Source organism: Variovorax sp. GW821-FHT06D12 (genome assembly GCF_059419205.1).
On sequence record NZ_JBWKRI010000002.1, the window covers coordinates 787,787 to 812,285 of the forward strand.

Below are 24,499 nucleotides of genomic sequence, written 5' to 3' on the forward strand. Positions count from 1 at the left end.
CTCCGCCATGCCCATGGACTTCTTTTCTTCGCAAGCCGAATCCCTGTCGGCGCTGTTCGCGCCGCGTGCCATCGCGGTGGTCGGCGCCTCGTCCAACGCGCAGAAGATCGGCGGCATTCCCGTCGACTACCAGCGCCGCTTCGGCTTCGAGGGCGCGCTGTACCCGGTCAACCCGAACGCCGACCGCATCCAGGACCTGCCCGCCTACCCCAGCCTGCGCGCCATCGGCCAGCCGGTGGACCTGGCCATCCTCGCGGTGCCGTCGGCGCTGGTCGACGGCGCGCTCGACGACGCCATCGCGGCGGGCGTGAAGGGCGTGGTGCTGTTCTCCTCGGGCTTCGCCGAAGTGGGCGCCGAGGGCGCGACGGCGCAGGCGCGGCTGGGCGACAAGGCGCGTGCCGCGGGCGTGCGGCTGGTCGGCCCCAACTGCCTGGGCTTCATGAACATCGCGCGCCACGTGTACGCCACCTTCTCGCCGGCGCCCGGCGTGGGCCGCGTGATGCCGGGGCGCATCGGGCTGGTGAGCCAGTCGGGCGCGTTCGGCGCCTATGCCTACGCGATGGCGCGGGCGCGCGGCGTCGGCCTGTCGCTGTGGGCCACCACCGGCAACGAGGCCGACGTGCAGGTCGCCGACTGCCTGGCCTGGCTCGCGCAGGACCCCGACACCGACGTGATCATGGCCTACATGGAAGGCTGCCGCGACGGCCCCCGCCTGCGCGCGGCGCTGGCCCTGGCGCAGGCCAACGGCAAGCCGGTGGTGATGGTCAAGGTCGGGCGCACCGCGCTGGGCGCCGAGGCCGCGGCCTCGCACACCGCCGCGCTGGCGGGCGACGACGCGGTGTACGACGCCGTGTTCCGCCAGTACGGCGTGCTGCGCGCGCGCAACCTCACGGAGTTCTTCGACCTGGCCCACAGCGCGGCCGTGGCGGGCCGCCCGCGCGACCGCTCGATCGGCCTGTTCACGCTCTCGGGCGGCGTCGGCGCGCTGATGGCCGACGAGGCCTCGGCCCAGGGCCTCGATGCCCGGCCGCTGAGCGAGGCCGCGCAGGACACGCTGCGCCGCTGGGTGCCCTTCGCGGCGCCGCGCAACCCGGTCGACATCACGGGCCAGGTCACCAACGACATGACGCTGATCGATCGCACGGCGCGCGTGATGCTGGACGACCAGGGCTTCGCCTCGTGGATGGGCTTCCTGGCCGCCGCGGGCGCGTCGGACGCGTTCTGGCCCGTGCTGCGCTCCTTGGTGACCTCGCTGCGCGAGGCCTATCCCGACACGCTGCTGGCGGTGAGCACGCTGCTGACGCCACAGCGCCGCGCCGAACTCGAGGCCATGCGCTGCCTGGTGTTCGCCGACCCGTCGGACGGCATCCGCACGATCGCCGCGCTGGCAGGGCTGAAGCCCGCGGCGGCGGTGGCTGCGGCGTCTGCGCCGATCGAGGCGCCCTTGACGCTCGCGCCCGGCACGATGTCCGAACCCGACGCGCTCGCGCTGCTGGCCGACGCCGGCGTGCCCGTGGTCGCGCACCGCGTGGTGCGCAGCGCCGACGAGGCCGCGGCCGCCGCCGAGGCGCTCGGCGAGGCCATCGTTGTGAAGATCGTCAGCGCCGACATCCCGCACAAGTCGGACGTCGGCGGCGTGGCGCTCGGCCTGCGCGGCGCGGCGCAGGCGCGCGCGGCCTTCGAGCGCACGCGCGACCTCGCGCTCACGGCGCGGCCCGAGGCGCGGCTCGACGGCGCGCTGGTGGCGCGCATGCTGACCGGCGGCATCGAATGCATCGCGGGCGTGCACCGCGACCCGGTGTTCGGGCCGGTGCTGATGTTCGGCCTGGGCGGCATCCACGTCGAGACGCTGCGCGACGTGTCGCTGCGCGCGCTGCCGATCACGCGCGACGACGCGCTGGCCATGGTGCGCGAACTGCGCGCCTTCGCGATCCTGAACGGCGCACGCGGGCGGCCGCCGGTCGACCTCGATTCGATCGCCGACGCGCTGTGCGCGCTGGCCGACTTCGCGCAGCGCGCAGGCGACTCGCTCGACAGCGCCGAGATCAACCCGCTGATCGCGCGCCCGCAGGCCGAGGGCGGCTGCGTGGCGGTCGACGCGCTGGTCGTTGGCCGCGCACGCTGAAGAACGACAACAACCACCGGAGACATCGCATGACGACGACATCGAAGAACGGACTCGGGCGCGCACTCGGCGCGGGCGCGGCACTGGTGCTCGCGGCCGGCGCGACGGCGGCAGCCACGGAAGCGCCCTTCCCCTCCAAGCCCGTGCGCATCATCGTGCAGTACCAGGCGGGCGGCTCGACCGACATCCTCGCGCGGCTCGTGGCCGAGGGCCTGTCCAAGCGGCTGGGCCAGCCGGTGGTGGTCGAGAACCGCAGCGGCGCGGGCGGCATCATCGGCACCGACTACGTCGCCAAGAGCCCGCCCGACGGCCACACGCTGCTGCTCACGGTGCCGGGCCCCGTCACCGCGAACCTGGTGCTCTACAGCAAGCTGCCCTACGACCCGCGCACCGACCTGCGCATGGTGTCGGACATCGCCACCACGCGCACCGTGCTGGCGGTGCACCCTTCGGTGCCGGCCACCGACTTCAAGAGCCTGATCGCCGCCGCGAAGGCCGCGCCCGGCAAGTACTCGATGGGCTCGTGGGGCCCGGGCACGCAGCCGCACCAGGTGCAGGTCTACATGGACAAGGCCTACGGCCTGCAGACGATGCACGTGCCCTACAAGGGCGAGAGCCCGATGGCGATTGACCTGATCGGCGGCGTGATCCAGATGACGGTGGGCTCGGTCACCACGCTGCAGCCGTACATCAAGGCCGGCAAGCTGCGCCCGCTGGCCGTGGCCGGCCCCCGGCGCGCCCGCGCGCTGCCCGACGTGCCCACCTTCGCCGAGCAGGGCTACGCCGATGAGGTCTACGCCATGACCGGCCCGACCTCGCTGATGGCGCCGGCCAGGACGCCCGACGCCATCGTCGAGCGCCTGGGCCGCGAGGTCAGCGCGGTGGTGCGCCAGCCCGAGGTGAGCCGGCGCATCGAGGAGCTCGGCGCCGAGCCCGTGGGCAACCTGCCGCCCGAGGCCGCCGCGGCCTACAAGGCCTTACTGCCCGTGACGCTGAAGCTCACGCAGGCCACGGGCGTGAAGCTCGACTGAACCGCCTTCCCCCTCCTCTTCTTTCCGAACCCCGAGGTCTTTCCCATGAACGCTCCCGCTCCCGTGCCCGACATCGCCGCCGCCCGCAAGGCGCTCGCCCGTTCCATCGGCCTGGCCGCCTTCGTCTACGGCTATCCGCTCACCGAGACCTACCGCACCTGCGCCATGCAGACCGCGCCGCGCGCCGAACGCCGCAGCGGCGCCTCGGCCGGCTCCGACGTGCGCGCGCCGCTGAACACGCTGCACCACGCGCCGCGCCCGTCCACCCACGAAGACCGCGACGTGGTCACGCCCGCCAACGACCTGCTCTACACCATGGCCTGGCTGCACCTGGCGCACGGGCCGATGCTGCTCACGGTGCCCGCGTCGTCGCGCCATCCGGGGCGCTACTTCGTGCTGCCGCTGTACGACGCCTACACCGAGAACTTCGAGAACCTGGGCCCGCGCAACTGCAACCCCGAGGGCGAGACCGTGGTGCTCGTGGGCCCCGACGGCACCGTGCCGGAATCGCTCGCCGCCGCCCACCGCGTGGTGCGCTGCCCGACCGACCTGGTCTGGCTCATCGGCCGCATCCTGGTGGGCGACGAGAGCGACTGGCCGGCCGCGCGCGCGCTGCAGTCCGAGATCCAGCTCCAACCCGCGCCCGGCACCGTGCTGCAGGGCCGCCCGTCCGCCATCGAACACTGGGCCGGCCCGCACGAGGACGCCATGGCCGCCGCCTTCGAGCACGGCGAGCCGGCCGCAGAAGTGGCGCCGCGCTTCTTCACCAACGTGTGCCATGCGCTGGCCGAGGCGCCGGGCCGCGTGGAAGACCGCGCGCTCGTGGCGTGGTTCGGCCAGGGCGGGCTGCTCGCGAACGCCGCGTTCTCGTGGGACGCGCTGGAAGCACCGCTGCGCGAAGGCCTCATCGAAGGCTTCGCCGAGGGCGTGCAGCTGGTCGGCGCGGTGGGCCGCAACCGCCGGCCCAAGCCCTGGTCGATGACGCCGGCCACCGGCCGCTACGGCAACGAGTTCCTCGGCCGCGCGCGCACCGCCTACCTGGGCCTGGGCGCGCTGGCGACCAGCGAGGCGGTGTACGCCGCCGCGCACCACGACGCCACGCAGGAACCGCTGGACGGCCAGCGCCGCTACACGATGCGCTTCGAGGCCGGCGACCTGCCGCCCGCGGACGCCTTCTGGTCGGTCACGCTCTACGACACCGACCGCTTCCTCTACCCCAACGACATCCGCCGCCACGCCATCGGCGACCGCACGCCCGGGCTGAAGCGCAAAGCCGACGGCAGCCTCGAACTGGTGGTGAGCCACGCACGCCCCGCCGACGCCGCCAACTGGCTGCCCGCGCCGGCCGGTCGCTTCTACCTGATCCTGCGCATGTACTACCCGCGCGAAGGCGTGCAGGGCTGGCGCATCCCGCCGCTGCAGGCACAACAGGGCTGAGCACGATGCAGCCGCACACCGACACCCTGCAAGCCCTGGCCGAAGAGGCCGTGGTCTACGCCTACCCGCTGTACGAGATGTGCCGCATGCGCGCGGCCACCTCGCCGCAGCGCACCGACGCCGCCGGCGAGGCGCCCAAGCCGCTGCGCTGGTGCAACGTGTTCACGCACGCGCGCCAGCTGCTGGGCGCGGGCAAGAGCCGCGTCGTCACGCCGAACAACGACACGCTCTACACCAACGCCTGGCTCGACCTGGGCGAGGGCCCGCTCGTGATCGACGTGCCCGACACCGCCGGCCGTTACTACGTGCTGGGCCTGCTCGACTTCTTCACCAACCCCTTCGCCCACCTGGGCCAGCGCCTCACGGGCACGGCGGCGCGTTCCTTCGTGGTCACGCCGCCGGGATGGCGCGGCACGCTGCCCGCGGCCTTCGACGCGCCGGGCGCGCGCATCGAGGCGCCCACGCGCTGGCTGTGGATCATCGGCCGCCTGCTGGTCGACGGCCCGCAGGACGTGCCGGCCGTCAACGCGCTGCAGGACGGTTTTCTCGTGCGCACGCTGCCCGACTGGGAAGCCGGCCGCCGCTCGGCGCCGCGCGCCTTCGATCCGGACTGCGACCCGAAGGCGCCGCTCACGGCCGCGCACTTCGCCGCGCAGGTGAACGCGGCGCTGCGCGACAACGCACCGCCGGCTGGTGATGCCGCGCAGCTCGCGCGCTATGCGGCGCTCGGGATCAGCCCCGGCGCGGGCGCGCTCGACGACGGCCAGCGCGCCGCGCTGCAGGCCGCGCTCGACACCGTGCTGCCGCGGCTGCGCGAGGCGCAGTCGGGCCGCACCACGGCCTCGGGCTGGGTGCAGATGCCGCTCGTGGAAGGCTCCTTCGGCGACGACCACCTGGCGCGCGCGCTGATCGCGCTCAAGTACATCGGCATGCTCGAAAGCCGCGAGGCCACCTACCCGATGGCCTGGCACGACGCCGCAGGCGAGCCGCTCACCGGCCAGCGCCGCTACACGCTGCGCTTCGCGCCCGACGCGCTGCCCCCGGTCGATGCCTTCTGGTCGCTCACGATGTACGACACGCGCGACTACATGCTGGTCGACAACCCGATCGACCGCTACGCCATCGGCGACCGCACGCCGGGGATGCGGCGCGACGCGGACGGCGGGCTCACGCTGCACATCCAGAATGCGCGCCCCGAAGGCGAGGCCGCGCGCGCCAACTGGCTGCCGGCCCCCGAAGGCAGCTTCTACCTGTGCCTGCGCGCCTACGTGCCGCGCGCCGAACTGCTCGACGGCCGCTACCAGCTGCCGCCCCTCACCGTCACCAAGGATTCCGCATGAGCGCCACCGCTGAAAAACCCCAGGCCACAGAAGAAGAAAAACCCTTCCTCATCGTCGGCACCGGCACCGAGACCGTGGCGCCGGGCCTGCACATCCTGCGCGGGCAGGGCCAATCGTTCGTGGCCGAGACCAACGTGGGCCTGGTCGTGATCGACGCCGGCCCGGGCGGCTCGGTGACGCAGGGCATGATCGACGCGCTGCGCCAGCTCAGCGACGCGCCGGTGCATGCGCTGTGCTTCAGCCACGGCCACATCGGCTACAACGCCGGCGTGCCGATGTGGCTGGCCCATGCCGCCGCGCGCGGCGATGCGCCGCCGCGCATCATTGCGCACCGCAACGTGCCGCGCCGCCTGGCGCGCTACCGCGAGACGCTGGCCCTGCAGCACCGCATGGCCGAGATCCAGTTCAACCGCCCCGCCGGCTTCTTCGACCACCGGCTGGTGACGCACCCGCCCACCGAGACCTTCGACGACGTGCTGCAGATCGGCAGCGGCGAGCGCCGCATCGAGCTGCGCTGGGCGCCCTCGGAAACCGACGACGCGATCGCGCTGTGGAGCCCGGCGCAGCGCGTGCTGTACGGCGGCGCGGCGCTGATCGATTCCATTCCCAACATCGGCACGCCCTTTCGCACGATGCGCGACACGGTGCGCTGGGCCGACACGCTGGAGGCGCTGGCGGCGTTGAAGCCGCGCAAGGCGGTGCGCGAATTCGGCGCCACGCTCGAGGGCGAAGACCAGGTGCAGCACGTGCTCGTGCACACGGCCCGCGCGCTGCGCTGGGTGCGCGCCGAGGTGGTGCGGCTCATGAACGAAGGGCTCAACGAGCGCGACATCCTGGCGCGCATCCGCTTTCCCGACGAGCTGTTCGCGGTCGAGTGGATGAAGCCCACCTACGGCGACCCGGGCTACATCGTGCGCGACATCTACCGCTCGGAGAACGGCTGGTGGGACCGCAACCCGACCTCGCTGCACCCGGCCGCGCCCGAGGCCATCGGCCGCGCGGTGGCCGACGCCATCACCGACAAGCGTGGCGTGATCGACCAGGCGCGTGCGCTGGCTGAGGCCAAGCAGTGGCAGCTCGCGCTGCACGTGATCGACCTGCTGGCCACCGCCGAGGGCGAGGCGCTCGAGATCGCCGAGGCGCGCTCGCTCAAGGCCGAATGGCTGCGCGAGCGGGCGCGCGAAGTGCCCAGTTACGTCTCGCGCAACCTGTATCGCGTGGGCGCGGACATGATCGAACAGGGCACGCAGGCGCGCTTCGGCATCCGCTGAGGCCTTTCCATCGGAGACACGGACCATGACAACGACAACACCATTCCGCTTCGGCCTGCGCATGCTGGTCGCCTGTTCCCTGGCCACGCTGGCCGTTGCCAGCCACGCGCAGGGCGACAGCAGCTACCCCGACAAGCCCGTGACGCTGGTCGTGCCCACCGCACCGGCCGGCGGCACCGACACCATGGCGCGGATCATCGGCGACGGCCTGGGCAAGATCCTGAAGCAGCCCTTCGTGGTCGACAACCGCCCGGGCGCCAACGGCATCCTCGGCAGCGAGGTGGTGGCGCGTTCCGCGCCCGACGGCTACCGGCTGTTGTTCACCTACGCCGCGACGATGGTGGTGAACCCCAGCCTCTACAAGAAGCTGCCCTACGACCCGCTGAAGGACTTCATGCCGATCGCGCAGGTCGGGCGCGGCGGCAACCTGCTGCTGGTGCGCAAGGACCTGCCGGTGAAGACCATCCAGGAGTTCGTCGCCTACGCCAAGGCGCGCCCCGACAAGCTCAGCTACTGCTCATGGGGCAACGGCTCGGGCGGCCACCTGGCGATGGAAAGCCTCAAGAAGCAGGCCGGCCTCGTGATGACGCACGTGCCCTACAAGGGCAGCGGCCCCTGCGTGCAGGACCTCGTGGGCGGCCAGGTCGATGCGGCCTTTGCCGACATCTCCTCGACCGTGGAGATCGTGCGCGCCGGCCGCATCCGGGCGCTGGCCAACAGCGGCCCCTCGCGCATCCCGATGCTGCCCGACGTGCCCACCATGACCGAGAGCGGCTACCCCTTCACCACCTACGCCTGGTACGGCCTGATGGCGCCGGCCAAGACGCCGCCGGCGATCGTGAAGAAGCTCAACGAAGCCGTGAACCAGGTGCTGCGCGACCCCGCGGTGGTGCGCCGCATGTACGAGCTGAACTTCAACGACCTGCCGCAGAACACGCCCGAGCAGTTCACCGCCACCATCCGCAGCGACCTGCGCGACTGGGGCGCGCTGGTGAAGGACATCGGCCTGACGCTCGAATGACCGCCTGAGCGGCCCTGACCAAGGGTAAGCAACATGGTCGGCCGGCGGCGCTTCCCACACACTGCGCCGTGACAGGCACGGTTTCTGCTCATCGGTGGGGCGATGGCAACTGCGCCAGCGCGCACCATGACCGAGCTTCTTCATTTCAGCCGACAACTCACCGCCGAAGCCCAGGCCCAAGCCTCGGGCGTGGGCACCTGGAAGCAGCACTACGAGCAGCTGTCGAACGGCCGCTTCGAGGGGCTGTCCGAAGACCTGCACCTGGATTTCGTGCAGGTGTTCCACGAACACGCCAACCAGACGGTGCTGCAGCACGGCCATGGCCGCCCGGGCGCCCTGTGCCTGGCCGTGATCGACGTGACGGCCCCCGGCAGCTGGTACTGCGGCCACGACCTGGACGGGCGGCGGCTCATCGCGCTGTCGCCGCAGCGCGAGTTCGAGCTGCTGGCCGGCGCCGGCATGGACCTGATGGCCGTGTGCGTCGACACCGAACCGCTGGCGAAGCTGGCCACCACCCTGTTCGGCCCCGACTTCGCGCTGCGCATGCCCGCGCCCGCGCCGGTGCAGCACCCCGGCTTCGACGAAACCGCCTTCACCCGCCTGCTGGGCGCCGCCCTGTCGCTGGCGCGCGACAACCTCGCGCAGCTGGAGCAGCCGGCCGCGCGCCACATGCTGTCGCTGTCGCTGGCCGACGCGGTGCTGCAGTGCATGGGCTCCGAGGCCTTCGAGGCCCGGCTGCCCGCCAGTTCGGCGGCGCGGCGCCACATCGTGGCCAAGGCGCGCGAGTACATGCAGGCGCACGCCGACGAGCCCATCAGCGTGCCCGACCTGTGCGCGGCCACGGGCGTGTCGCGCCGCTCGCTGCAGTACGCCTTCGAGGACGTGCTGCACCTGAGCCCCGTCACCTACCTGCGCGTGATGCGCCTGAACCGCGTGCGCTGCGAGATGCAGGCCTGCCGCGAGGACACCATCGGCGACATCGCCGCGCGCTGGGGCTTCTGGCACCTGTCGCGCTTTGCCATCGACTACGCGCGCCTGTTCGGCGAGCTGCCGTCCGCCACGCGCGCGCGGTGGTTTGCCAAATCTTGATAACGCCCGCGCCGGCGGCGCTCTTACCTTCGCGGTTGTTTCACACAACATGCGAAGAAGGATGCAGCCATGCGCAGCAGCTACCACCGAACGCCCGGCCGCGGCGCCGCACGGCGTCTCCTGGGCACCGCCCTGGCCTCTGCCCTGGCGCTCGCCCTCGGCCCCCTGAGCACTGAGCCGGCCCGGGCCCACGGCGGCGCGGCCCACATGGTGCCGCTGAAGAAGACGGTGGAAGACTTCGGCGGCACGCTGCGCTGGGACAGCTTTGCCAACGTGTTCACCGTGGCGCGCAACGGCACGCTGGTGCGCCTGAAGCCCGGCTCGAAGACGGCGCTGGTCAACGGCCAGCCGATGCAGCTGGACGTGCCCGTGGTCATGCGCAAGGGCGCGGCCTACGTGCCGCACGACTTCGTGAACCAGGTGTTCCAGTCCAGCCTGGACAAGACCTTCGTGGTCGAGCGCGTGCCCAACCCGCTGAACCCGCTGACCGAGGCCGAGATCCAGGCCACGCTCGAGGTGCTGAAGGCCTCGGGGCGCCACAAGGCCGGCCTGCGCTTCACCGAGATCAGCGTGAAGCGCCCGCCCAAGGACGAGGTCTGGAACTTCGCGCTCACCGGCCAGCCCGTGCGCGCGCCGCGCCAGGCGGCCTTCGTGGCGCTGGACGGCAAGAAGGTGATCGAGGGCACGGTCGACCTCGCGGCGCGCACGCTCACCGCATGGAAGCCGATCGAGGGTGCGCACGGCATGGTGCTGCTGGACGACTTCGCCACCGTGCAGAGCGCCATCGAGGCCAGCCCCGACTACGCCAAGGCGCTTGCCACGCGCGGCATCGCCGACGTGAAGAAGGTGGTGGCCACGCCGCTCACCGTGGGCTACTTCGACGGCAAGGATTCGCTGCGCCAGGAAGACCGCCTGCTGAAGGTGGTGAGCTACCTGGACGTGGGTGACGGCAACTACTGGGCCCACCCCATCGAAGGCCTGGTGGCGGTGGTCGACCTGGAACAGAAGAAGGTCATCAAGATCGAGGACGGCGGCCTCGTGCCCGTGCCGCTCAAGCCCACGCCCTACGACGGGCGCGACCGCGCGGCCACGCCCGCGCCCAAGCCGCTGGAGATCACCGAGCCCGAGGGCAAGAACTACACGATCACCGGCCACACGATGCACTGGCGCAACTGGGACTTCCACGTGCGGCTCGACTCGCGCGTGGGCCTGGTGCTGTCCACCGTCACCTACAACGACAAGGGCACGAAGCGCAAGGTGATGTACGAAGGCTCGCTGGGCGGCATGATCGTGCCCTACGGCGACCCCGACACCGGCTGGTACTTCAAGGCGTACCTCGACTCGGGCGAGTACGGCATGGGCACGCTCACCTCGCCCATCGAGCCGAACAAGGACGCGCCGCAGAACGCCGTGCTGCTGGACGCCACGCTGGCCGACTACACCGGTGCCCCGACCAAGGTGCCGCGCGCCATCGCCGTCTTCGAGCGCTATGCCGACCCCGAGTTCAAGCACCAGGAGATGGGCAAGCCCAACATCAGCACCGAGCGGCGCGAGCTGGTGGTGCGCTGGATCAGCACGGTGGGCAACTACGACTACCTGTTCGACTGGGTGTTCGCCGAGAACGGCACCATCGGCATCCACGCCGGCGCCACCGGCATCGAGGCCGTCAAGGGCGTGAAGTCGCGCACCATGCAGGACCCCACGGCCGCCGAGGACACGCGCTACGGCACGCTGCTGGACCACCACATCGTCGGCACCACGCACCAGCACATCTACAACTTCCGCCTCGACCTCGATGTGGACGGCGAGCAGAACACGCTCACCGAGGTCGACCCCGTGGTGCTGCCCAACACGCGCGGCGGCCCGCGCACCAGCACCATGCAGACGGTGCAGCGCACGGTGCGCACCGAGCAGCAGGCGGCGCAGAAGTTCGACCCGTCGACCATCCGCCTGCTGAGCAACCCATCGCGCAACAACAAGGTCGGCAACCCGGTGTCGTACCAGCTCGTGCCGTACGCGGGCGGCACGCACCCCATTGCCAAGGGCGCGAACTTCGCGAAGGACGAGTGGATCAACCACCGCCTGAGCTTCATGGACCGCCAGCTCTGGGTGACGCGCTACGACCCCGAGGAGCTGTTCCCCGAAGGCAAGTACCCGAACCGCTCCAACAAGGACACGGGCCTGGGCCAGTTCACGGCCGACAACCAGGAGATCGTGAACACCGACAACGTGGTGTGGCTCACCACCGGCACCACGCACGTCGCGCGCGCCGAGGAGTGGCCGATCATGCCCACCGAATGGGTGCATGCGCTGCTCAAGCCCTGGAACTTCTTCGACGAGACGCCGACGCTGGGGCTGAACCGGCCTGCTGCGAAATGACAGCGAACGACGAGGCCATCGGCCGCTACGAAGACCTGATGACGCTGGCGCCCGCGCTGCAGGCGCCGACCTACCGCCAGATGGACCGGCTCTACGCGACGCGCGCGATCCGGCGCGGAACGCAGGTGCATCCGCTGCCCGAGGGCACGCCCGTCGATGCGCAGCGCTTCGGCATCGACGCGTTCATGGCACGCAACCACACGGCCGGCTTGCTGGTGATCAAGGACGGGCACGTCGTGCTCGAGCGCTACGCCATGGGCAACGACGCGGCGACGAAGTGGCTGTCGTTCTCGGTCGCAAAGTCGCTGACCTCCACGCTGGTCGGCGCGGCTGTGAAAGATGGCCACATCGCCAGCCTCGACGATCCTGTGGTGCGCTACCTGCCCGCATTGAGTGGCTCGGCCTACGACGACGTGACCGTGAAGCAGGTGCTGCAGATGAGCTCAGGTGTGGCCTGGAACGAGGACTACCTCGACGCCGACTCCGACCGGCGCCAGCTGATGCGCGTGCAGCTCACGCGCGAGAAGGGCGCGGTGCTGAAGTTCATGGCGCAGCGCCCGCGCGTGGCACCGGCCGGCACGCGCTTCAACTACAGCACCGGCGAGACCTGCCTGGTCGGCGAGATCCTGGCCAGCGCGATCCGCCGGCCGATCAGCGACTACCTCTCGGAAAAAATCTGGGCGCCCTTCGGCATGGAGGCCGACGCCTACTGGCAGCTCGATGCGGTCGACGGCCAGGAGTTCACCGGCAGCGGCGTGAACGCCACGCTGCGCGACTTCGGGCGCTTCGGCCTGTTCGTGCTCGGCGGCGGCGTGGCCGGCGGCCAGCGGGTGCTGCCCGACGGCTGGGTGGCCGATGCCACGCGCGTCGATGCGGCCAGCCACCTCGCGCCCGGCACGCTCGCGGGCTTCGAACCGATGGGGTACGGCTACCAGTGGTGGACCTTCCCGACCGGCGAGAAGGCGCTGCCCGGGCTCGACGGCGGCCTGTTCGCCGCGCTCGGCATCTTCGGCCAGCAGGTCTACATCCATCCGAAGGAGCGGCTCGTGGTCGCGATCCACAGCACCTGGCCGGCGCCGATCCATCCGCCGAGCCTGGTCGAGACCGATGCGCTGCTCGGCACGCTGACCGCCGCGCTGCGCACCTGACCAGAGCGTGGCGCACGCCACGCTCTGCAATGCATCAGGAGAAGATCACCTGCGCGTCGGTGTACTCCTTCAGCCCTTCTTCCGCGAACTCCACACCGAGCCCCGAAGCCTTCACGCCGCCGAAGGGCGCGTTGGGCTGGATGGCGCCGTGCTTGTTGATCCACACCGAGCCGCATTCCAGGCGTGACGCGATGCGCTTGGCGTGCTCGATGTCCTTGGACCACACGGAACCGCCGAGGCCGTTCTCGCTGTCATTGGCGGCGCGGATGGCCTCTTCGACGTCGGTGTAGCGGATGACGGGCAGCGCGGGCCCGAACTGTTCTTCGTCGACCAGCGCATCGCCGTTCTTCAGGCCCGCGACGATGGTCGCGGGGAAGAACAGGCCCTCGCCCGGCTCGCCGCCCGTGAGCACCTGGCCCTTCTTTTTCGCATCGGCCACGAGCCGTGCGACCTTGTCGAACTGCATGCGGTTCTGCACCGGGCCGAGCACGTTCTTCTCGTCCATGCCGTCGCCCATCGGCACCTGCTTCGCAAAGGCCGCGAGGTGCTCGCACACCTCGTCGTGGATGCTGGCGTGCACGTACAGCCGCTTCATGGCCGCGCAGGTCTGGCCGTTGTTGAGGAACGCGCCCCAGAACAGGCCTTCGGCGATGGCCTTGGGGTCGGCGTCGGGCAGCACGATGCCGGCGTCGTTGCCGCCGAGTTCGAGCGTGAGCCGCTTCATGGTGCTGGCCGCCGACTGCATCACCTTCTTGCCGGTGGCGCAGGAGCCGGTGAACACGATCTTGCGGATGACGGGGTCGCTCGCCATGTCGGCGCCGAGGTTGGAGGTGCGGTCGTCGCAGCTCACGCTGTTGACCACGCCTTCGGGCAGCACTTCGTTGAGCAGCTCGACAAAGCGCAGTGTGGCCAGCGGCGTGTACGGCGAGGGTTTGATGACGACCGTGTTGCCCGTGCGCAGCGCCGGCAGCACGTGCCACACGGCGATCAGCACGGGGAAGTTCCACGGCGTGATCGAGCCGACCACGCCCACGGGCTTGCGGAAGATCTCGACGTGGCCCTGCGCGTTGTCCTGCAGCACGCGCGGCGGCAGCGAGAGCGCCGCGGTGGCGCCGGCCCAGGCCGCGGCGCCGCCCAGCTCCCAGCGCGACCCCAGGCCGTTGAGCGGCTTGCCCTGCTCCAGCGTGAGCAGGCGCGCGAGTTCTTCGGCGTGCGCGCCGATCTTCTCGGTGATGGCGCGGCAGGCCGCGGCCAGTTCGCCGTCGGGCTTGCGCGACCAGCTCGTGAAGGCTTTTTGCGCGGCGGCCACGGCGGCGGCGAGGTCGTCGCGCGAACCGTTCGGCGCGGTGCCGATCACCTGGCCGTTGGCGGGGTTGCGCACTTCGAAGGAGGCCGTGCCTGGCACCGCGCGACCGCCGATCGTCATTCTTGTCTCTTGCATTGCTTTGTCCTGGTTGGGTTGACGCTGGCGCGCGCCGCCGCAGGGCGGGCGCGCCGGGTCACTGTAGGAAAAGCAGGGGCCGGCGTCTTGGAGCCAGGCGTCAGCGAATGGACTCAGGCGTCAGTGCGGCAGGGGTCCAAGTGCCAGGCGCCCCGGCGGCACGCCGTAGCGCTTGCGGAACTCGCGGTAGAAGAACGACAGGTCGTTGAAGCCGCAGTCGTAGGCGACCACCGCGATGGCCGGCGCGGGGCCGCCCTGCCGGGCCGCCGCATCGAGCGCGGCGCGCGCCGCCGCCAGCCGCGTGTCGAGGATGTGCCGGCTCGGCGAAACGCCCAGTGCCTCGAAGGCCCGCTGCAGCAGCCGCGGCGACACGCCCAGGTGCCGCGCCAGTTCGCCCGCGTGGAAGGCCGGGTCGTGGAACTGCAGCGCCACATGGTCCATCGCGCGGCGCAGCACGCCCTCGCCGGCGTTGCGCGACAGCAGCGCGGGCGCCTGCCGCGCGCGCTCGACCAGCACCGAACCGAACACGCCGAGAAAGGCCTCAACCAGGTGCGCGTCGTCGGACTGCCCGCTGTCGAGCAGGCGCGCGAGGATGGCGCGCATCGCGAAGCCCAACGCGTCGCCGCGCCGCACGCACACGCCGCCCTGCAGCGCGGGGCCGAAGCGCGCGAGCATGTCGGCGCGCGGCAGGTGCACTGACACCTGCTGCGAGCTGGCGCCGTCGTAGACGAACTCCGAGGGCCGCGCCGAATCGATCAGCACGATGTCGCCGGCCTGCACCGCGATCTGCTGCGCGCCCTGGCACATGAGCGCGCCGCCGTGGTCCTGGAACACGAGGAAGAAATGCTCTCGGTCGTCGCGCCGGATGGCCTGCGCGTCGCGGTGTACGCGCTGCAGGTTCTGGCCGATGAGCGCCACGTCGACCCCGCCGGCACGCCGCACCTCGATGCCGCCCGACACGGTCTGCTGGCGCGGCATGGGCACGGGCGTGAAGTTGCCGCACACGGCCTGCAGGCGCGGGCCGACGAGCTCGAACGGCATCTCGGCGCGCATCCGCGGCGTGAGGGGGCCGCCGCTCAGGTGCGCGGGCGAATCGAAGAAAGAAGCGCTCACAGAGGGTGTCTCCTTGCAGGGCGCCGGGCCAGCGCTCAGTCCTCGTCCATGACCCGCGAGCGGCCGAACCAGAAGCCGAGCACCAGGCCGACCGTGCCGGCACCGATGCCGCCCCACAGGCTCAGGAAAGTGTAGACGTTGTAGCGCCCCGGATGCTGCGCGAGCGCACTCGCCAGTGCGGGTTCGTTCAGGCCGCCGAGCCCGCGCGCGGCGGCGTAGTCGAAGCCCGCGGCGCCCAGGAAATGCGGTGCCACGAGGATCGGCAGCGCCGTGAAGAACGGAAACCACGCGCCGCGCATCCGGCGCCAGCGCATGAAGATCGCCGCGACGAGCAGCACCGCGCCGACCGCGACAGTGCCCAGCGCGAAGGGCTGGCGCACCAACGGCAACAGCCAGGGCCAGATCCATGGCAGCGGGTACAGCGGCCACTCGGCGCGCGGCGCCAGCCCACCCAGCCGCGCGACGACCGACCAGCCCAGCGTGTCGAGGCCGCTGAACACCAGTGCCGACACGCAGGCCACGGCCGCGACGAGCAGGCACACGCTGCGAAACGGCGAGGCGCTGCCTTGCAGGAAGCCGGGCGACGGCTCGGGCGGCAACGCCGGCGACCGGGGCCAGCCCGACTGCCAGTGCCGCACGACGATCGACGGCGGCACCGGCGGCGGCGCCACGTCGCCGCGCACCAGCCAGTCGATGAACAGGATGCCGACCGCGAACGCCATGACCGCCGTGAGCCACGCGCAGACGCCCGGCATGTCGACGAAGCCGGCCGGCGTCAGCATCGGCAGCTGGCCGTAGGCCACGCCCGCAAAGCCGTAGAGCCAGATGATCGGCACCGACAAGGCCATGGCCGTGTGCATCAGCACGGCGTCGGTCTCGGCCGACTCGTGGCGCAGCGCCTGCGCGCGCGACCACGCCTCGCGCCAACTCACTTCGCCAGGGCTTTCAGTGCCATCTTGATGCCGTCGCTCACGCTCGCGTCCTTCGGCAGCGCCTTCAGTGCGAGCGCGGCTTCCTTGTCGCTGTAGCCCAGCGCCACCAGCGCCTGCAGGATGTCGGCCTGCGCGTCGGAGGCGGCATGCGCCGGCAGGCCGATGTCGGCGCCCAGCTTGCCCTTGAGCTCCAGCAGCAGCCGCTCGGCGGTCTTCTTGCCGATGCCCGGGATCTTCACGAGCCGGCCCAGCTCCTGCGTGGTGATGGCCTGCGCCAGCTCGCCCACGCTCATGCCCGAGAGCAGGCCCAGCGCGGTGCGCGGGCCCACGCCGGTGATCTTGATGAGCTGGCGGAAGGCCGCCCGCTCCTCGGCGGTGCCGAAGCCGTAGAGAATCTGCGCGTCTTCGCGCACGACGAAGTGCGTGAGCAGCGACACCTTCGCGCCGACGTTGGGCAGGTTGTAGAACGTGCTCATCGGCACGTCGACCTCGTAGCCGACGCCGTTGCAGTCCACCACCACCTGCGGGGGGTTGCGCTCTGCGAGCGTGCCGGTCAGTTTGCCTATCATTGGCTCCCCCCCGTTGCTTGCTCACTTCGTGTAGCCGCTTCCCCCCTCAAGGGGGCAACACCGGCGGCCCGGCAAAGCCGGTTCCGCGGTGTTACCCGCCTTGGATTGCGTTTTTTCGAGCGTGGCTGGTCTTGCATGGGCTGCCAATTAGATGGAAATGGATACCGCGTGATTCTGCGACACACCTTTACCCCCCTGAACAATTCGCGCCTCGGCCACCTGTGCGGCCCGCTGGATGCGCACCTGCGCCGCATCGAGGACGCCCTGGGCGTGAAGATCGCGCACCGCCACGAGCAGTTCAAGGTCGACGGCCCCAAGGCCCCGGCGCAGCGCGCCATGGAGGTGCTGCAGGCGCTGTACGAGATCGCCCAGCGCGCCATCGACCCGGCCGTGGTGCAGCTCACGCTGGCCGGCGACGGCTCGATGAGCGACGAGGACGCGGCCATGCTCGTCACGCGCCGCGCCGACCTGCGCGCGCGCACGCCCACGCAGGCGCTGTACCTGGACAACATCGCCAAGCACGACATCACCTTCGGCATCGGCCCGGCCGGCACCGGCAAGACCTACCTGGCGGTGGCCTGCGCAGTCGATGCGCTGGAGCGCGCGGCGGTGCAGCGCATCGTGCTCACGCGCCCCGCCGTCGAAGCCGGCGAGCGCCTGGGCTTCCTGCCGGGCGACCTGACGCAGAAGGTCGACCCCTACCTGCGCCCGCTGTACGACGCGCTGTACGACCTCATGGGCTACGAGAAGGTGCAGAAGGCCTTCGAGCGCAACGTGCTCGAGATTGCGCCGCTGGCCTTCATGCGCGGACGCACGCTGAACAACGCCTTCGTGATCCTCGACGAGGCGCAGAACACCTCGGTGGAGCAGATGAAGATGTTCCTCACGCGCATCGGCTTCGGCGCCAAGGCGGTGGTGACGGGCGACGTGAGCCAGATCGACCTGCCCAAGCAGCAGCTGAGCGGCCTGATCGACGCCGAGCGCGTGCTCAAGCGCGTGGCCGGCATCGCGACCACGCACTTCACGAGCGCCGACGTGGTGCGCCACCCGCTGGTGGCGAAGATCGTCGATGCCTACGACGGGCAGCGCAAGCGCTCGGGAGGCCACTGACATGGCGGCCTCCCTGCTTCCGGCCCTGTCGCTGTCGCTGCAGTTCGGGCGCTTCAAGGGCGTGGAGCGCCACCGCGCCGCGCTGCCGCGCCACAGCGTGAACCGCTGGATTCGCCATGCGCTGGACATCGACGGCGAGATCACCGTGCGCATCGTCGATGCCGAGGAGGGCCAGCGCCTGAACCGCGAGTTCCGCGGCAAGGACTACGCCACCAACGTGCTCACCTTCGACTATGCGCAGGGCCCGGTCGTGATGGCCGACCTGGTGCTGTGCGCGCCCGTGGTGGCGCGCGAGGCCAAGGAAAACCGCAAGACCCTCGCCGCGCACTACGCGCACCTGCTGGTGCATGGCACGCTGCACGCGCAGGGCTGGGACCACGAGACGAGCGACGCCGACGCGGACGAGATGGAAGCGTACGAAATCGAGATCCTCGCGGGCCTGGGCATTCGCAGCCCGTACGGGCGCTGAGCGGAGGCCGCGGTGGTGTCGGACACCGACCCCTGGTTGCCGCGCTGGCTGCCGCTGCTGCGCGAATGTGCCGGCGACGGGCCGGTGCTTGAACTGGGCTGTGCGGCCGGTCGCGACACCGCCACGCTGGTCGACGCCGGCTTGCGGGTGGTGGCGGTCGAGCTGTCGTCCGATGCCCTGGCGCAGGCGCGGCAACGCGTGCGGACAGGCGCCGAGTTCCACTGCGGCGATTTCCGCGAGGCGTGGCCTCTGGCGGAGGGCGCCACGGTCGGCGCCGTGCTCGCGAGCCTGTCGCTGCACTATTTCGCGTGGGACGAAACGCTGGCGCTGGTGCGGCGCATCCACCGCGTGCTGCGGCCGGGTGGCGTGCTGCTGTGCCGCCTCAACTCGGTCAACGACCGGCACCACGGCGCGCGCGGCCCGTCGGCCAGCGGACGGGACGAAGACTTTTTCTACACGGTGGACGGCATTCCCAAGCGCTTCTTCGAGCGCGCCGCGGTCGAGCGGCTGTTTGCCGACGGCTGGCAGCTGCAGCACCTCGAGGAGGTGCGCGTGCTGCGCTACGACGAACCGAAGGTGGCGTGGGAAGCGGTGATCCGCCCCGCGCCGTTCACGCCGTCATCTGCAGCGGGATCGTGACCGGTCCGTCGTTCAGCAGGTGCACCTGCATGTCGGCGCCGAATTCGCCCGTTGCCACGACCGGGTGCGCGCCGCGCGCCTGCGCCACGAAGTACTCGTAGAGCCGGCGGCCCTCGTCGGGCGGCGCCGCGAGCGTGAAGCTGGGGCGGTTGCCGCCGCTCACGTCGGCGGCCAGCGTGAACTGGCTCACGACCAGGAGGCCGCCGCCGATGTCCTGCACGCTGCGGTTCATCTTGCCGGCCTCGTCCGAGAAGATGCGCAGCTTGAGGATCTTGGCAAGCAGGCGGTCGGCCACGCTGTCGCCGTCGCCGCGTTCGGCGCACAGCAGCACCAGCAGGCCGGCCTCGATGGCGCCGACGGTCTGGCCGGCAATGTCGACGCGGGCGTGGGCGACGCGCTGGAGCACGGCTTTCATGAATGGTGGTCCTCGAGTCGGGTGGCGCGCGCTTCCATGGTGAGCGGCAGCAGTTGGATGGTCACGCGCAGGCCGGGCACGGCGTCCATGAGCGCCTGCTCCAGCTCGTCGCGCAGGTTGGCGGCGCGCTGCAGGGTCCAGTCGCCGGGCACGTGCATGTGCAGGTCGGCAAAGCGGCGCTGGCCGGCGCCGCGCGTCACCATGTCGTCGAAGCGCAGCCGGTCGCCCTCGGCATGGTTGGCGGCGAAGGCGTCGAGCGTGGCGCGCACGGTGGCGAGCGTCTCGGCGTCGAGCGCCTCGTCCATCAGGCCCTGCGAGGAGCGCCACACGAGCTTGAAACCCTCGCGCACGATGTTGAGCGCCACGCCGATGGCAATCAGCGGGTCGAGCCAGAGCCAGCCGCTGAAATGCACGGCCACGATGCCGACCAGCACGCCGACCGAGGTCCACACGTCGGTCATCAGGTGGCGCCCGTCGGCCTCCAGCGCGATGGAGCGGTGCGCGCGCGCCGCGCGGAACAGCACGAACGCCAGCGCCGCGTTGAAGCCCGAGCTGATCACCGACAGCGCCAGACCCCAGCCCAGTTGCTCCAGCGGCTGCGGCGACAGCAGCCGCAGCACCGACACCCACAGGATGGCGACGGCGGCGGCCACGATCAGCAGGCCCTCGAAGCCGGACGAGAAGTACTCGGCCTTGTGGTGGCCGTAGGGATGGTCCTCGTCGGCCGGGCGCTCGGCGATGGTCACCATGGCCAGCGCGAACATGGCGCTGGCGAGGTTGACGCACGACTCCATGGCGTCCGAAATCAGGCCCATCGAGTTCGTCAGGTAGCCGGCCCATCCCTTCAGGAGGATGGTGATCAGGGCCACCGCGACAGAGACGCGAAGCAGCGTTTTAGGGGTCAACGTCATGCAGAAAGAACAAGATCAGGTAAAAAGGGCCTGTGCGGGCGGGCATTACGTCGCAGGAATCGGCTGAATTATCAGCCGCGTGACCATATGTAACGCCTTCGCCTTAATATTTGCGCTCATTGCGAAGCAATCAGTCACAGAGAGGCAAATGATGAAGAAATTTTTGACCGCCGCCCTCGGGCTCGCCATCGTCGGCGCAGCCACCCTGGCCCAGGCCCAGGCACCCGCTGCAGCGCCCGCAGCAGCAGCCGCGCCCCAGCAGGCCGGGTTCGTGAAGACGGTGCGCGGCAACGTCCAGCTGCTCGACGGCGCCGGCGCCACCCGCAACGCCGCCCCCGGCGACGCGCTGGGCGCGGTCGATCGCATCGTGACCGGCCCGGATTCGTCGGCGGCCGTCGTGCTGCGCGACAACACCACGCTGATGGTCGGCCCGTCCTCGCGCATGGACCTGAAGGAATTCCACTTCGACGGCACCACCCGCGACGGCGGCATGCTCGTGTCGCTGCTGCGCGGCTCGATGCGCATGATCACGGGCCTCATCGGCAAGACCAACCCCGACGCCGTGCGCGTCGAAACCCAGACCGCCACCATCGGCATTCGGGGCACGGACTTCATCGTGCAGACCGACGGCCAACCCTGAAAAGATGCAGACACCGCCACGCCGCTCCCCCCTTCTTCCTGCGACCGCGCTGGTCGCCCTTTTGTTGGCCGCCTGCTCCTCGCCGGGCACGCGCGTGGTGCTCCTGCCCCAGGCCGACGGCACGCCCTCCGCCGTGGTGGTGCGCGCCAAGGACGGCGAAGAAGTGCTCTCCAAGCCCTACCAGCGCGCCACGGCCGCGGTGGGCGCGAGCGGTGCGCCGGTGGTCGACCAGGCCGACGCGGCCAAGGTCCAGGCCGAGAACAAGCCCCTGTTCGACATGCGCCCGCCGCTTCCGCAGCGCTACACGGTGTTCTTCGAGGTGGGCACCACCACGCTGACGGCGGCATCGCAGCAGATCATGACCGAGGCGCTGGCCGCCGCGCTGGCCCGCAGCGGCGGCGACATCGTGGTGACCGGCCACACCGACACCAAGGGTGCCGGCGAGCAGAACGACCAGCTGTCGCGCCGCCGCGCGCAGGAAGTGGTGCAGCTGTTCGTGGAGCGCCAGTTTCCGGCGAACCGCATCGAGGCCGTGGGCCGCGGCGAACGCGACTTGGCCGTGCCGACCGCCGACGAGGTGGACGAGCCCCGCAACCGGCGCGTGACCATCGAGGTCCGCTGACCCCGCCGCCCTGCCCCCATTGAAAAAGGCCCCGAGGGGCCTTTTTTTCTTGCGATCAGCTCAGGGTCACCCGCGCAAACTTGCGCTTGCCGACCTGCACCACGTAGCTGCCCGCGGGCAGTTTCAGGCCCTTGTCGGACACCACGACCGAATCGATGCGCACGCCGCCGCCGTCGATCAGGCGATTGCCTTCCCCCGACGAAGCCGCCAGGTTGGCCTGCTTGAGCAGCTGGCCGATGCCCAGCGGGGCGCCGCCGAGCGCCACCTCGGGAATCTCGTCGGGCACGCCGCCCTTGCTGCGGTTGATGAAGTCCTGCTCCGCCGCATCGGCCGCGGCCGCGCTGTGGAAGCGCGCGGTGATTTCCTTGGCCAACGCGACCTTGGCGTCCTTCGGGTTGCGGCCACCAGCGATCTCGGCCTTCAGCGCCTCGATCTGCGCCACCGACTGGAAGCTCAGCAGCGTGTACCAGCGCCACATCAGCGTGTCGGAGATCGACAGCACCTTGGCGAACATGCTGTTGGCGTCCTCGCTGATGCCGATGTAGTTGCCCTTGCTCTTGGACATCTTCTCGACGCCGTCGAGCCCTTCGAGCAGTGGCATAGTGAGTATGCACTGCGGCTCCTGGCCGTATTCCTGCTGGAGGTGACGGCCAACGAGCAGGTTGAACTTCTGGTCCGTGCCACCCAGCTCGAGGTCGCTCTGCAGCGCCACCGAGTCGTAGCCCTGCATCAGCGGGTACAGGAACTCGTGCACCGAGATCGACTGGCCGGCCTTGAAGCGCTTGTTGAAGTCGTCGCGCTCCATCATGCGCGCCACCGTGTACTTGGCCGCCAGCTGGATCATGCCGCGCGCGCCCAGCGGGTCGCTCCACTCGGAGTTGTAGCGGATCTCGGTCTTCGATTCGTCCAGCACCAGCTTGGCCTGGGCGAAGTAGGTCTCGGCGTTGGCGCGGATCTGCTCGGCCGTGAGCGGCGGGCGGGTGCTGTTGCGGCCCGAGGGGTCGCCGATCAGGGAAGTGAAGTCGCCGATCAGGAAGATCACGCGGTGCCCCAGGTCCTGGAGCTGGCGCATCTTGTTGAGCACCACCGTGTGTCCGATATGAATATCCGGTGCGGTCGGGTCCAGGCCCAGCTTGATGCGCAGCGGTTTGCCGCTGGCTTCCGCCTTCTGGAGCTTCTTGACCCACTCGTCCTGCGGCAGCAGTTCGTCAGCGCCGCGGAGGGAGATTTCGAGGGCTTGTCTTACACCATCGGAGAGGCTGGTGGATGTAACAGATTCGGCGTTCATGGGCTTTTTTGGCGGTTTTTCCGGTGGCCGAAGCTATACTCAGCCCGACTTTTCAAGCGCCGGATTCTAAGCGGCGCTTTTTTTCCGCACCGTCTCCTGCCGCCCTGAACGCACTGGGCCTTGCAGCACGGACCTGCAGAACCTGAGTTGGAATCCACAGTTTGATCAACGGCATTCTCGCCGCCGAGGAGCTTCTCGCTTCCCGCGTGGCCTACACATTCCGGACGTACCCCAAGCAGATCACCGCAGCGATCGCTGCGATGCTGCTCAGCGCCGGCACCCTTGCGGTCGCCTCGCTCGGTCCCGACGCGTCCGACCTCCCCATCCAGCAAGTGCTCGAAGCCACCGCGCCGGTGTCTTTCGCCGACCAGTCGGCGTCGCTCGAGAACTTCAGCTTCACGCTGTTCCGCACCGACGTCTCGCGCTCCAGCGACACGGCCGAGGCGCTGATGAAGCGCCTGGGCATTTCCGACCCCGCCGCCACCGCCTTCGTGCGTGGCAACGCCGAGGCGCGCATGGCGCTGTTCGCGCGCGTGGGCCGCACCGTGACGGCCGAAGCCACGCAGGAAAACCAGCTGCAGAAGCTCAGCGCCCGCTGGATTCCCGACGCCGACGGCGGCTTCAAGCGTTTCGTCGTCGAGCGCACGCCCACCGGTTTTGTCGCCCGCACCGAGCGCGACATGCTGACGCCGGGCACGCGCCTGGCCAGCGGCACCATCCGCAGCTCGCTGTTCGCCGCCACCGACGACTCGCGCATTCCCGACGCCGTGGCGAGCCAGCTGGCCGACATCTTCGCGGGCGACGTCGACGTGCGCTCGCTGCGCAAGGGCGACCGCTTCGCCGTGGTCTACGAGACCTTCGAAGCCGACGGCCAGGCGTTGCGCAGCGGCCGCGTGCTCTCGGCCGAGTTCGAGAACAACGGCAAGGTCCACCAGGCCGTCTGGTTCCAGCCCCCGGGCGCGGGCCAGAAGGGCAGCTACTACCGGCCGAACGGCGACAGCCTGCGCAAGGCCTACCTGGCTTCGCCGGTCGAGTTCTCGCGCGTGTCCAGCGGTTTCGCGATGCGCATGCACCCGATCCTGAACAGCTGGCGCCAGCACAACGGCATCGACTACGCGGCGCCCACGGGCACCGCGGTGCGCACGGTCGGTGACGGCACGGTCGATTTCGCCGGCACGCAAAGCGGCTACGGCAACATCGTCATCATCAACCACCGCAACAACCAGCAGACGGCCTACGCTCACCTGAGCCGCATCAACGTGAAGGCCGGCGAGAGCGTGAGCCAGGGCCAGACCATCGGCGCCGTCGGTTCCACCGGCTGGGCCACCGGCCCGCACCTGCATTTCGAATACCGCGTCGGCGGGGCCTACCAGGACCCGACCACGATCGCGCAGGAAGGCGGCGCCCCGATCACCGCCGCCCTGCGTCCGGCCTTCGAGCGCATCGCCGTGGGCGCCCGCACCGAGTTGGCTGCTGCCTTCTCGGTGATCCAGGCCAGCGCCGACTGAG

Annotated in this window: 22 protein-coding genes; 15 read left to right on the top strand and 7 right to left on the bottom strand. The window is 70.4% G+C overall.

The features are described from left to right. The first annotated feature begins 13 nt into the window (after window positions 1–13). The 9 genes from AC07SQ_RS10040 to AC07SQ_RS10080 all read left to right on the top strand — a co-directional run bounded on the left by AC07SQ_RS10040 (window position 14) and on the right by AC07SQ_RS10080 (window position 12,841). Window positions 14–2,125: an acetate--CoA ligase family protein gene (locus AC07SQ_RS10040; RefSeq protein ID WP_495271972.1), complete on the top strand. Its 2,112-nt coding sequence runs from the start codon at window positions 14–16 to the stop codon at window positions 2,123–2,125. 29 nt (window positions 2,126–2,154) lie between these two features. Beyond that, window positions 2,155–3,156 carry a Bug family tripartite tricarboxylate transporter substrate binding protein gene (locus AC07SQ_RS10045; protein ID WP_495271971.1) on the top strand — a complete coding sequence of 334 codons (1,002 nt, stop codon included), beginning with the start codon at window positions 2,155–2,157 and terminating at the stop codon, window positions 3,154–3,156. 45 nt (window positions 3,157–3,201) lie between these two features. Next, a complete protein-coding gene (locus AC07SQ_RS10050; protein WP_495271970.1) occupies window positions 3,202–4,593 on the top strand; it encodes a DUF1254 domain-containing protein in 1,392 nt (463 codons plus the stop codon). A gap of 5 nt (window positions 4,594–4,598) precedes the next feature. Beyond that, window positions 4,599–5,933 carry a DUF1254 domain-containing protein gene (locus tag AC07SQ_RS10055; RefSeq protein WP_495271969.1) on the top strand — a complete coding sequence of 445 codons (1,335 nt, stop codon included), beginning with the start codon at window positions 4,599–4,601 and terminating at the stop codon, window positions 5,931–5,933. After that, entirely contained in the window at window positions 5,930–7,204 is a 1,275-nt protein-coding gene (locus AC07SQ_RS10060) for an alkyl sulfatase dimerization domain-containing protein (RefSeq protein WP_495271968.1), read from the top strand. Before AC07SQ_RS10055 ends, AC07SQ_RS10060 begins: the two co-directional genes overlap by 4 nt. Window positions 7,205–7,229: 25 nt before the next feature. After that, complete coding sequence (locus AC07SQ_RS10065) at window positions 7,230–8,225, top strand: Bug family tripartite tricarboxylate transporter substrate binding protein (protein WP_495271967.1); 996 nt, start codon at window positions 7,230–7,232, stop codon at window positions 8,223–8,225. 126 nt (window positions 8,226–8,351) lie between these two features. Beyond that, complete coding sequence (locus AC07SQ_RS10070) at window positions 8,352–9,314, top strand: helix-turn-helix domain-containing protein (RefSeq protein ID WP_495267007.1); 963 nt, start codon at window positions 8,352–8,354, stop codon at window positions 9,312–9,314. Between the two features lie 69 nt (window positions 9,315–9,383). After that, window positions 9,384–11,693 carry a primary-amine oxidase gene (tynA, locus tag AC07SQ_RS10075; RefSeq protein ID WP_369630221.1) on the top strand — a complete coding sequence of 770 codons (2,310 nt, stop codon included), beginning with the start codon at window positions 9,384–9,386 and terminating at the stop codon, window positions 11,691–11,693. Further along, a complete protein-coding gene (locus AC07SQ_RS10080; RefSeq protein ID WP_495271966.1) occupies window positions 11,690–12,841 on the top strand; it encodes a serine hydrolase domain-containing protein in 1,152 nt (383 codons plus the stop codon). Before tynA ends, AC07SQ_RS10080 begins: the two co-directional genes overlap by 4 nt. A gap of 34 nt (window positions 12,842–12,875) precedes the next feature. Here the strand turns inward: AC07SQ_RS10080 and AC07SQ_RS10085 are convergent, their stop codons facing one another. The 4 genes from AC07SQ_RS10085 to ruvA form a co-directional block, all read right to left on the bottom strand. Next, on the bottom strand, window positions 12,876–14,282 hold the full coding sequence (locus tag AC07SQ_RS10085) for an aldehyde dehydrogenase family protein (RefSeq protein ID WP_495271965.1): 1,407 nt from the start codon (window positions 14,280–14,282) through the stop codon (window positions 12,876–12,878). Window positions 14,283–14,402: 120 nt separating this feature from the next. Continuing rightward, the gene (locus tag AC07SQ_RS10090) at window positions 14,403–15,395 is read right to left on the bottom strand and encodes a helix-turn-helix domain-containing protein (RefSeq protein WP_495266431.1); all 993 of its coding nucleotides are present in this window, start codon (window positions 15,393–15,395) and stop codon (window positions 14,403–14,405) included. Window positions 15,396–15,430: 35 nt separating this feature from the next. Beyond that, window positions 15,431–16,327 carry a hypothetical protein gene (locus AC07SQ_RS10095; RefSeq protein ID WP_495271964.1) on the bottom strand — a complete coding sequence of 299 codons (897 nt, stop codon included), beginning with the start codon at window positions 16,325–16,327 and terminating at the stop codon, window positions 15,431–15,433. Then, window positions 16,324–16,896: a Holliday junction branch migration protein RuvA gene (gene ruvA, locus AC07SQ_RS10100; RefSeq protein ID WP_056577514.1), complete on the bottom strand. Its 573-nt coding sequence runs from the start codon at window positions 16,894–16,896 to the stop codon at window positions 16,324–16,326. The genes AC07SQ_RS10095 and ruvA overlap by 4 nt, the downstream gene beginning before the upstream one ends. 168 nt (window positions 16,897–17,064) lie before the next feature. Between ruvA and AC07SQ_RS10105 the strand changes: the two genes are divergently transcribed. Genes AC07SQ_RS10105 through AC07SQ_RS10115 form a run of 3 tightly spaced genes read left to right on the top strand, consistent with a single transcriptional unit; the run spans window position 17,065 to window position 19,114 of the window. After that, window positions 17,065–18,006, top strand: a complete 942-nt coding sequence (locus AC07SQ_RS10105; protein ID WP_062479248.1) for a PhoH family protein — start codon at window positions 17,065–17,067, stop codon at window positions 18,004–18,006. A 1-nt stretch (window position 18,007) separates the two neighbouring features. Beyond that, on the top strand, window positions 18,008–18,475 hold the full coding sequence (gene ybeY / locus AC07SQ_RS10110) for an rRNA maturation RNase YbeY (RefSeq protein WP_095947949.1): 468 nt from the start codon (window positions 18,008–18,010) through the stop codon (window positions 18,473–18,475). A 15-nt stretch (window positions 18,476–18,490) separates the two neighbouring features. Further along, window positions 18,491–19,114, top strand: a complete 624-nt coding sequence (locus AC07SQ_RS10115) for a class I SAM-dependent methyltransferase (RefSeq protein ID WP_495271963.1) — start codon at window positions 18,491–18,493, stop codon at window positions 19,112–19,114. On the opposite strand, the gene dtd is transcribed toward AC07SQ_RS10115, so the two are convergent. Continuing rightward, complete coding sequence (gene dtd, locus AC07SQ_RS10120) at window positions 19,086–19,529, bottom strand: D-aminoacyl-tRNA deacylase (RefSeq protein WP_062479238.1); 444 nt, start codon at window positions 19,527–19,529, stop codon at window positions 19,086–19,088. The genes AC07SQ_RS10115 and dtd overlap by 29 nt on opposite strands. Then, entirely contained in the window at window positions 19,526–20,440 is a 915-nt protein-coding gene (locus AC07SQ_RS10125; protein WP_062479235.1) for a cation diffusion facilitator family transporter, read from the bottom strand. Before AC07SQ_RS10125 ends, dtd begins: the two co-directional genes overlap by 4 nt. A gap of 148 nt (window positions 20,441–20,588) precedes the next feature. Between AC07SQ_RS10125 and AC07SQ_RS10130 the strand changes: the two genes are divergently transcribed. Both AC07SQ_RS10130 and AC07SQ_RS10135 read left to right on the top strand, forming a co-directional pair. Then, window positions 20,589–21,080: a FecR family protein gene (locus tag AC07SQ_RS10130; RefSeq protein WP_495271962.1), complete on the top strand. Its 492-nt coding sequence runs from the start codon at window positions 20,589–20,591 to the stop codon at window positions 21,078–21,080. A 4-nt stretch (window positions 21,081–21,084) separates the two neighbouring features. Then, on the top strand, window positions 21,085–21,702 hold the full coding sequence (locus AC07SQ_RS10135) for an OmpA family protein (RefSeq protein ID WP_062479230.1): 618 nt from the start codon (window positions 21,085–21,087) through the stop codon (window positions 21,700–21,702). Between the two features lie 55 nt (window positions 21,703–21,757). Here the strand turns inward: AC07SQ_RS10135 and tyrS are convergent, their stop codons facing one another. After that, window positions 21,758–22,990, bottom strand: a complete 1,233-nt coding sequence (gene tyrS, locus AC07SQ_RS10140) for a tyrosine--tRNA ligase (protein WP_495271961.1) — start codon at window positions 22,988–22,990, stop codon at window positions 21,758–21,760. 161 nt (window positions 22,991–23,151) lie between these two features. On the opposite strand from tyrS, the gene AC07SQ_RS10145 reads away from it, so the two are divergent. After that, window positions 23,152–24,498, top strand: coding sequence for a M23 family metallopeptidase (locus AC07SQ_RS10145; RefSeq protein WP_062479224.1), 1,347 nt, complete (start codon window positions 23,152–23,154; stop codon window positions 24,496–24,498). Window position 24,499: the final 1 nt, after the last annotated feature.

Excerpts from the sequence above, each read along its gene's own strand:
- AC07SQ_RS10060 (WP_495271968.1), top strand. The coding sequence starts at position 5,930 with ATGAGCGCCACCGCTGAAAAACCCCAGGCCACAGAAGAAGAAAAACCC.
- tynA (WP_369630221.1), top strand. The coding sequence starts at position 9,384 with ATGCGCAGCAGCTACCACCGAACGCCCGGCCGCGGCGCCGCACGGCGT.
- AC07SQ_RS10085 (WP_495271965.1), bottom strand. The coding sequence starts at position 14,282 with ATGCAAGAGACAAGAATGACGATCGGCGGTCGCGCGGTGCCAGGCACG.
- AC07SQ_RS10040 (WP_495271972.1), top strand. The coding sequence starts at position 14 with ATGGACTTCTTTTCTTCGCAAGCCGAATCCCTGTCGGCGCTGTTCGCG.
- AC07SQ_RS10070 (WP_495267007.1), top strand. The coding sequence starts at position 8,352 with ATGACCGAGCTTCTTCATTTCAGCCGACAACTCACCGCCGAAGCCCAG.
- ruvA (WP_056577514.1), bottom strand. The coding sequence starts at position 16,896 with ATGATAGGCAAACTGACCGGCACGCTCGCAGAGCGCAACCCCCCGCAG.
- ybeY (WP_095947949.1), top strand. The coding sequence starts at position 18,008 with ATGGCGGCCTCCCTGCTTCCGGCCCTGTCGCTGTCGCTGCAGTTCGGG.
- AC07SQ_RS10135 (WP_062479230.1), top strand. The coding sequence starts at position 21,085 with ATGCAGACACCGCCACGCCGCTCCCCCCTTCTTCCTGCGACCGCGCTG.
- AC07SQ_RS10045 (WP_495271971.1), top strand. The coding sequence starts at position 2,155 with ATGACGACGACATCGAAGAACGGACTCGGGCGCGCACTCGGCGCGGGC.
- tyrS (WP_495271961.1), bottom strand. The coding sequence starts at position 22,990 with ATGAACGCCGAATCTGTTACATCCACCAGCCTCTCCGATGGTGTAAGA.
- AC07SQ_RS10130 (WP_495271962.1), top strand. The coding sequence starts at position 20,589 with ATGATGAAGAAATTTTTGACCGCCGCCCTCGGGCTCGCCATCGTCGGC.
- AC07SQ_RS10125 (WP_062479235.1), bottom strand. The coding sequence starts at position 20,440 with ATGACGTTGACCCCTAAAACGCTGCTTCGCGTCTCTGTCGCGGTGGCC.
- AC07SQ_RS10065 (WP_495271967.1), top strand. The coding sequence starts at position 7,230 with ATGACAACGACAACACCATTCCGCTTCGGCCTGCGCATGCTGGTCGCC.
- AC07SQ_RS10050 (WP_495271970.1), top strand. The coding sequence starts at position 3,202 with ATGAACGCTCCCGCTCCCGTGCCCGACATCGCCGCCGCCCGCAAGGCG.
- AC07SQ_RS10080 (WP_495271966.1), top strand. The coding sequence starts at position 11,690 with ATGACAGCGAACGACGAGGCCATCGGCCGCTACGAAGACCTGATGACG.
- AC07SQ_RS10055 (WP_495271969.1), top strand. The coding sequence starts at position 4,599 with ATGCAGCCGCACACCGACACCCTGCAAGCCCTGGCCGAAGAGGCCGTG.
- dtd (WP_062479238.1), bottom strand. The coding sequence starts at position 19,529 with ATGAAAGCCGTGCTCCAGCGCGTCGCCCACGCCCGCGTCGACATTGCC.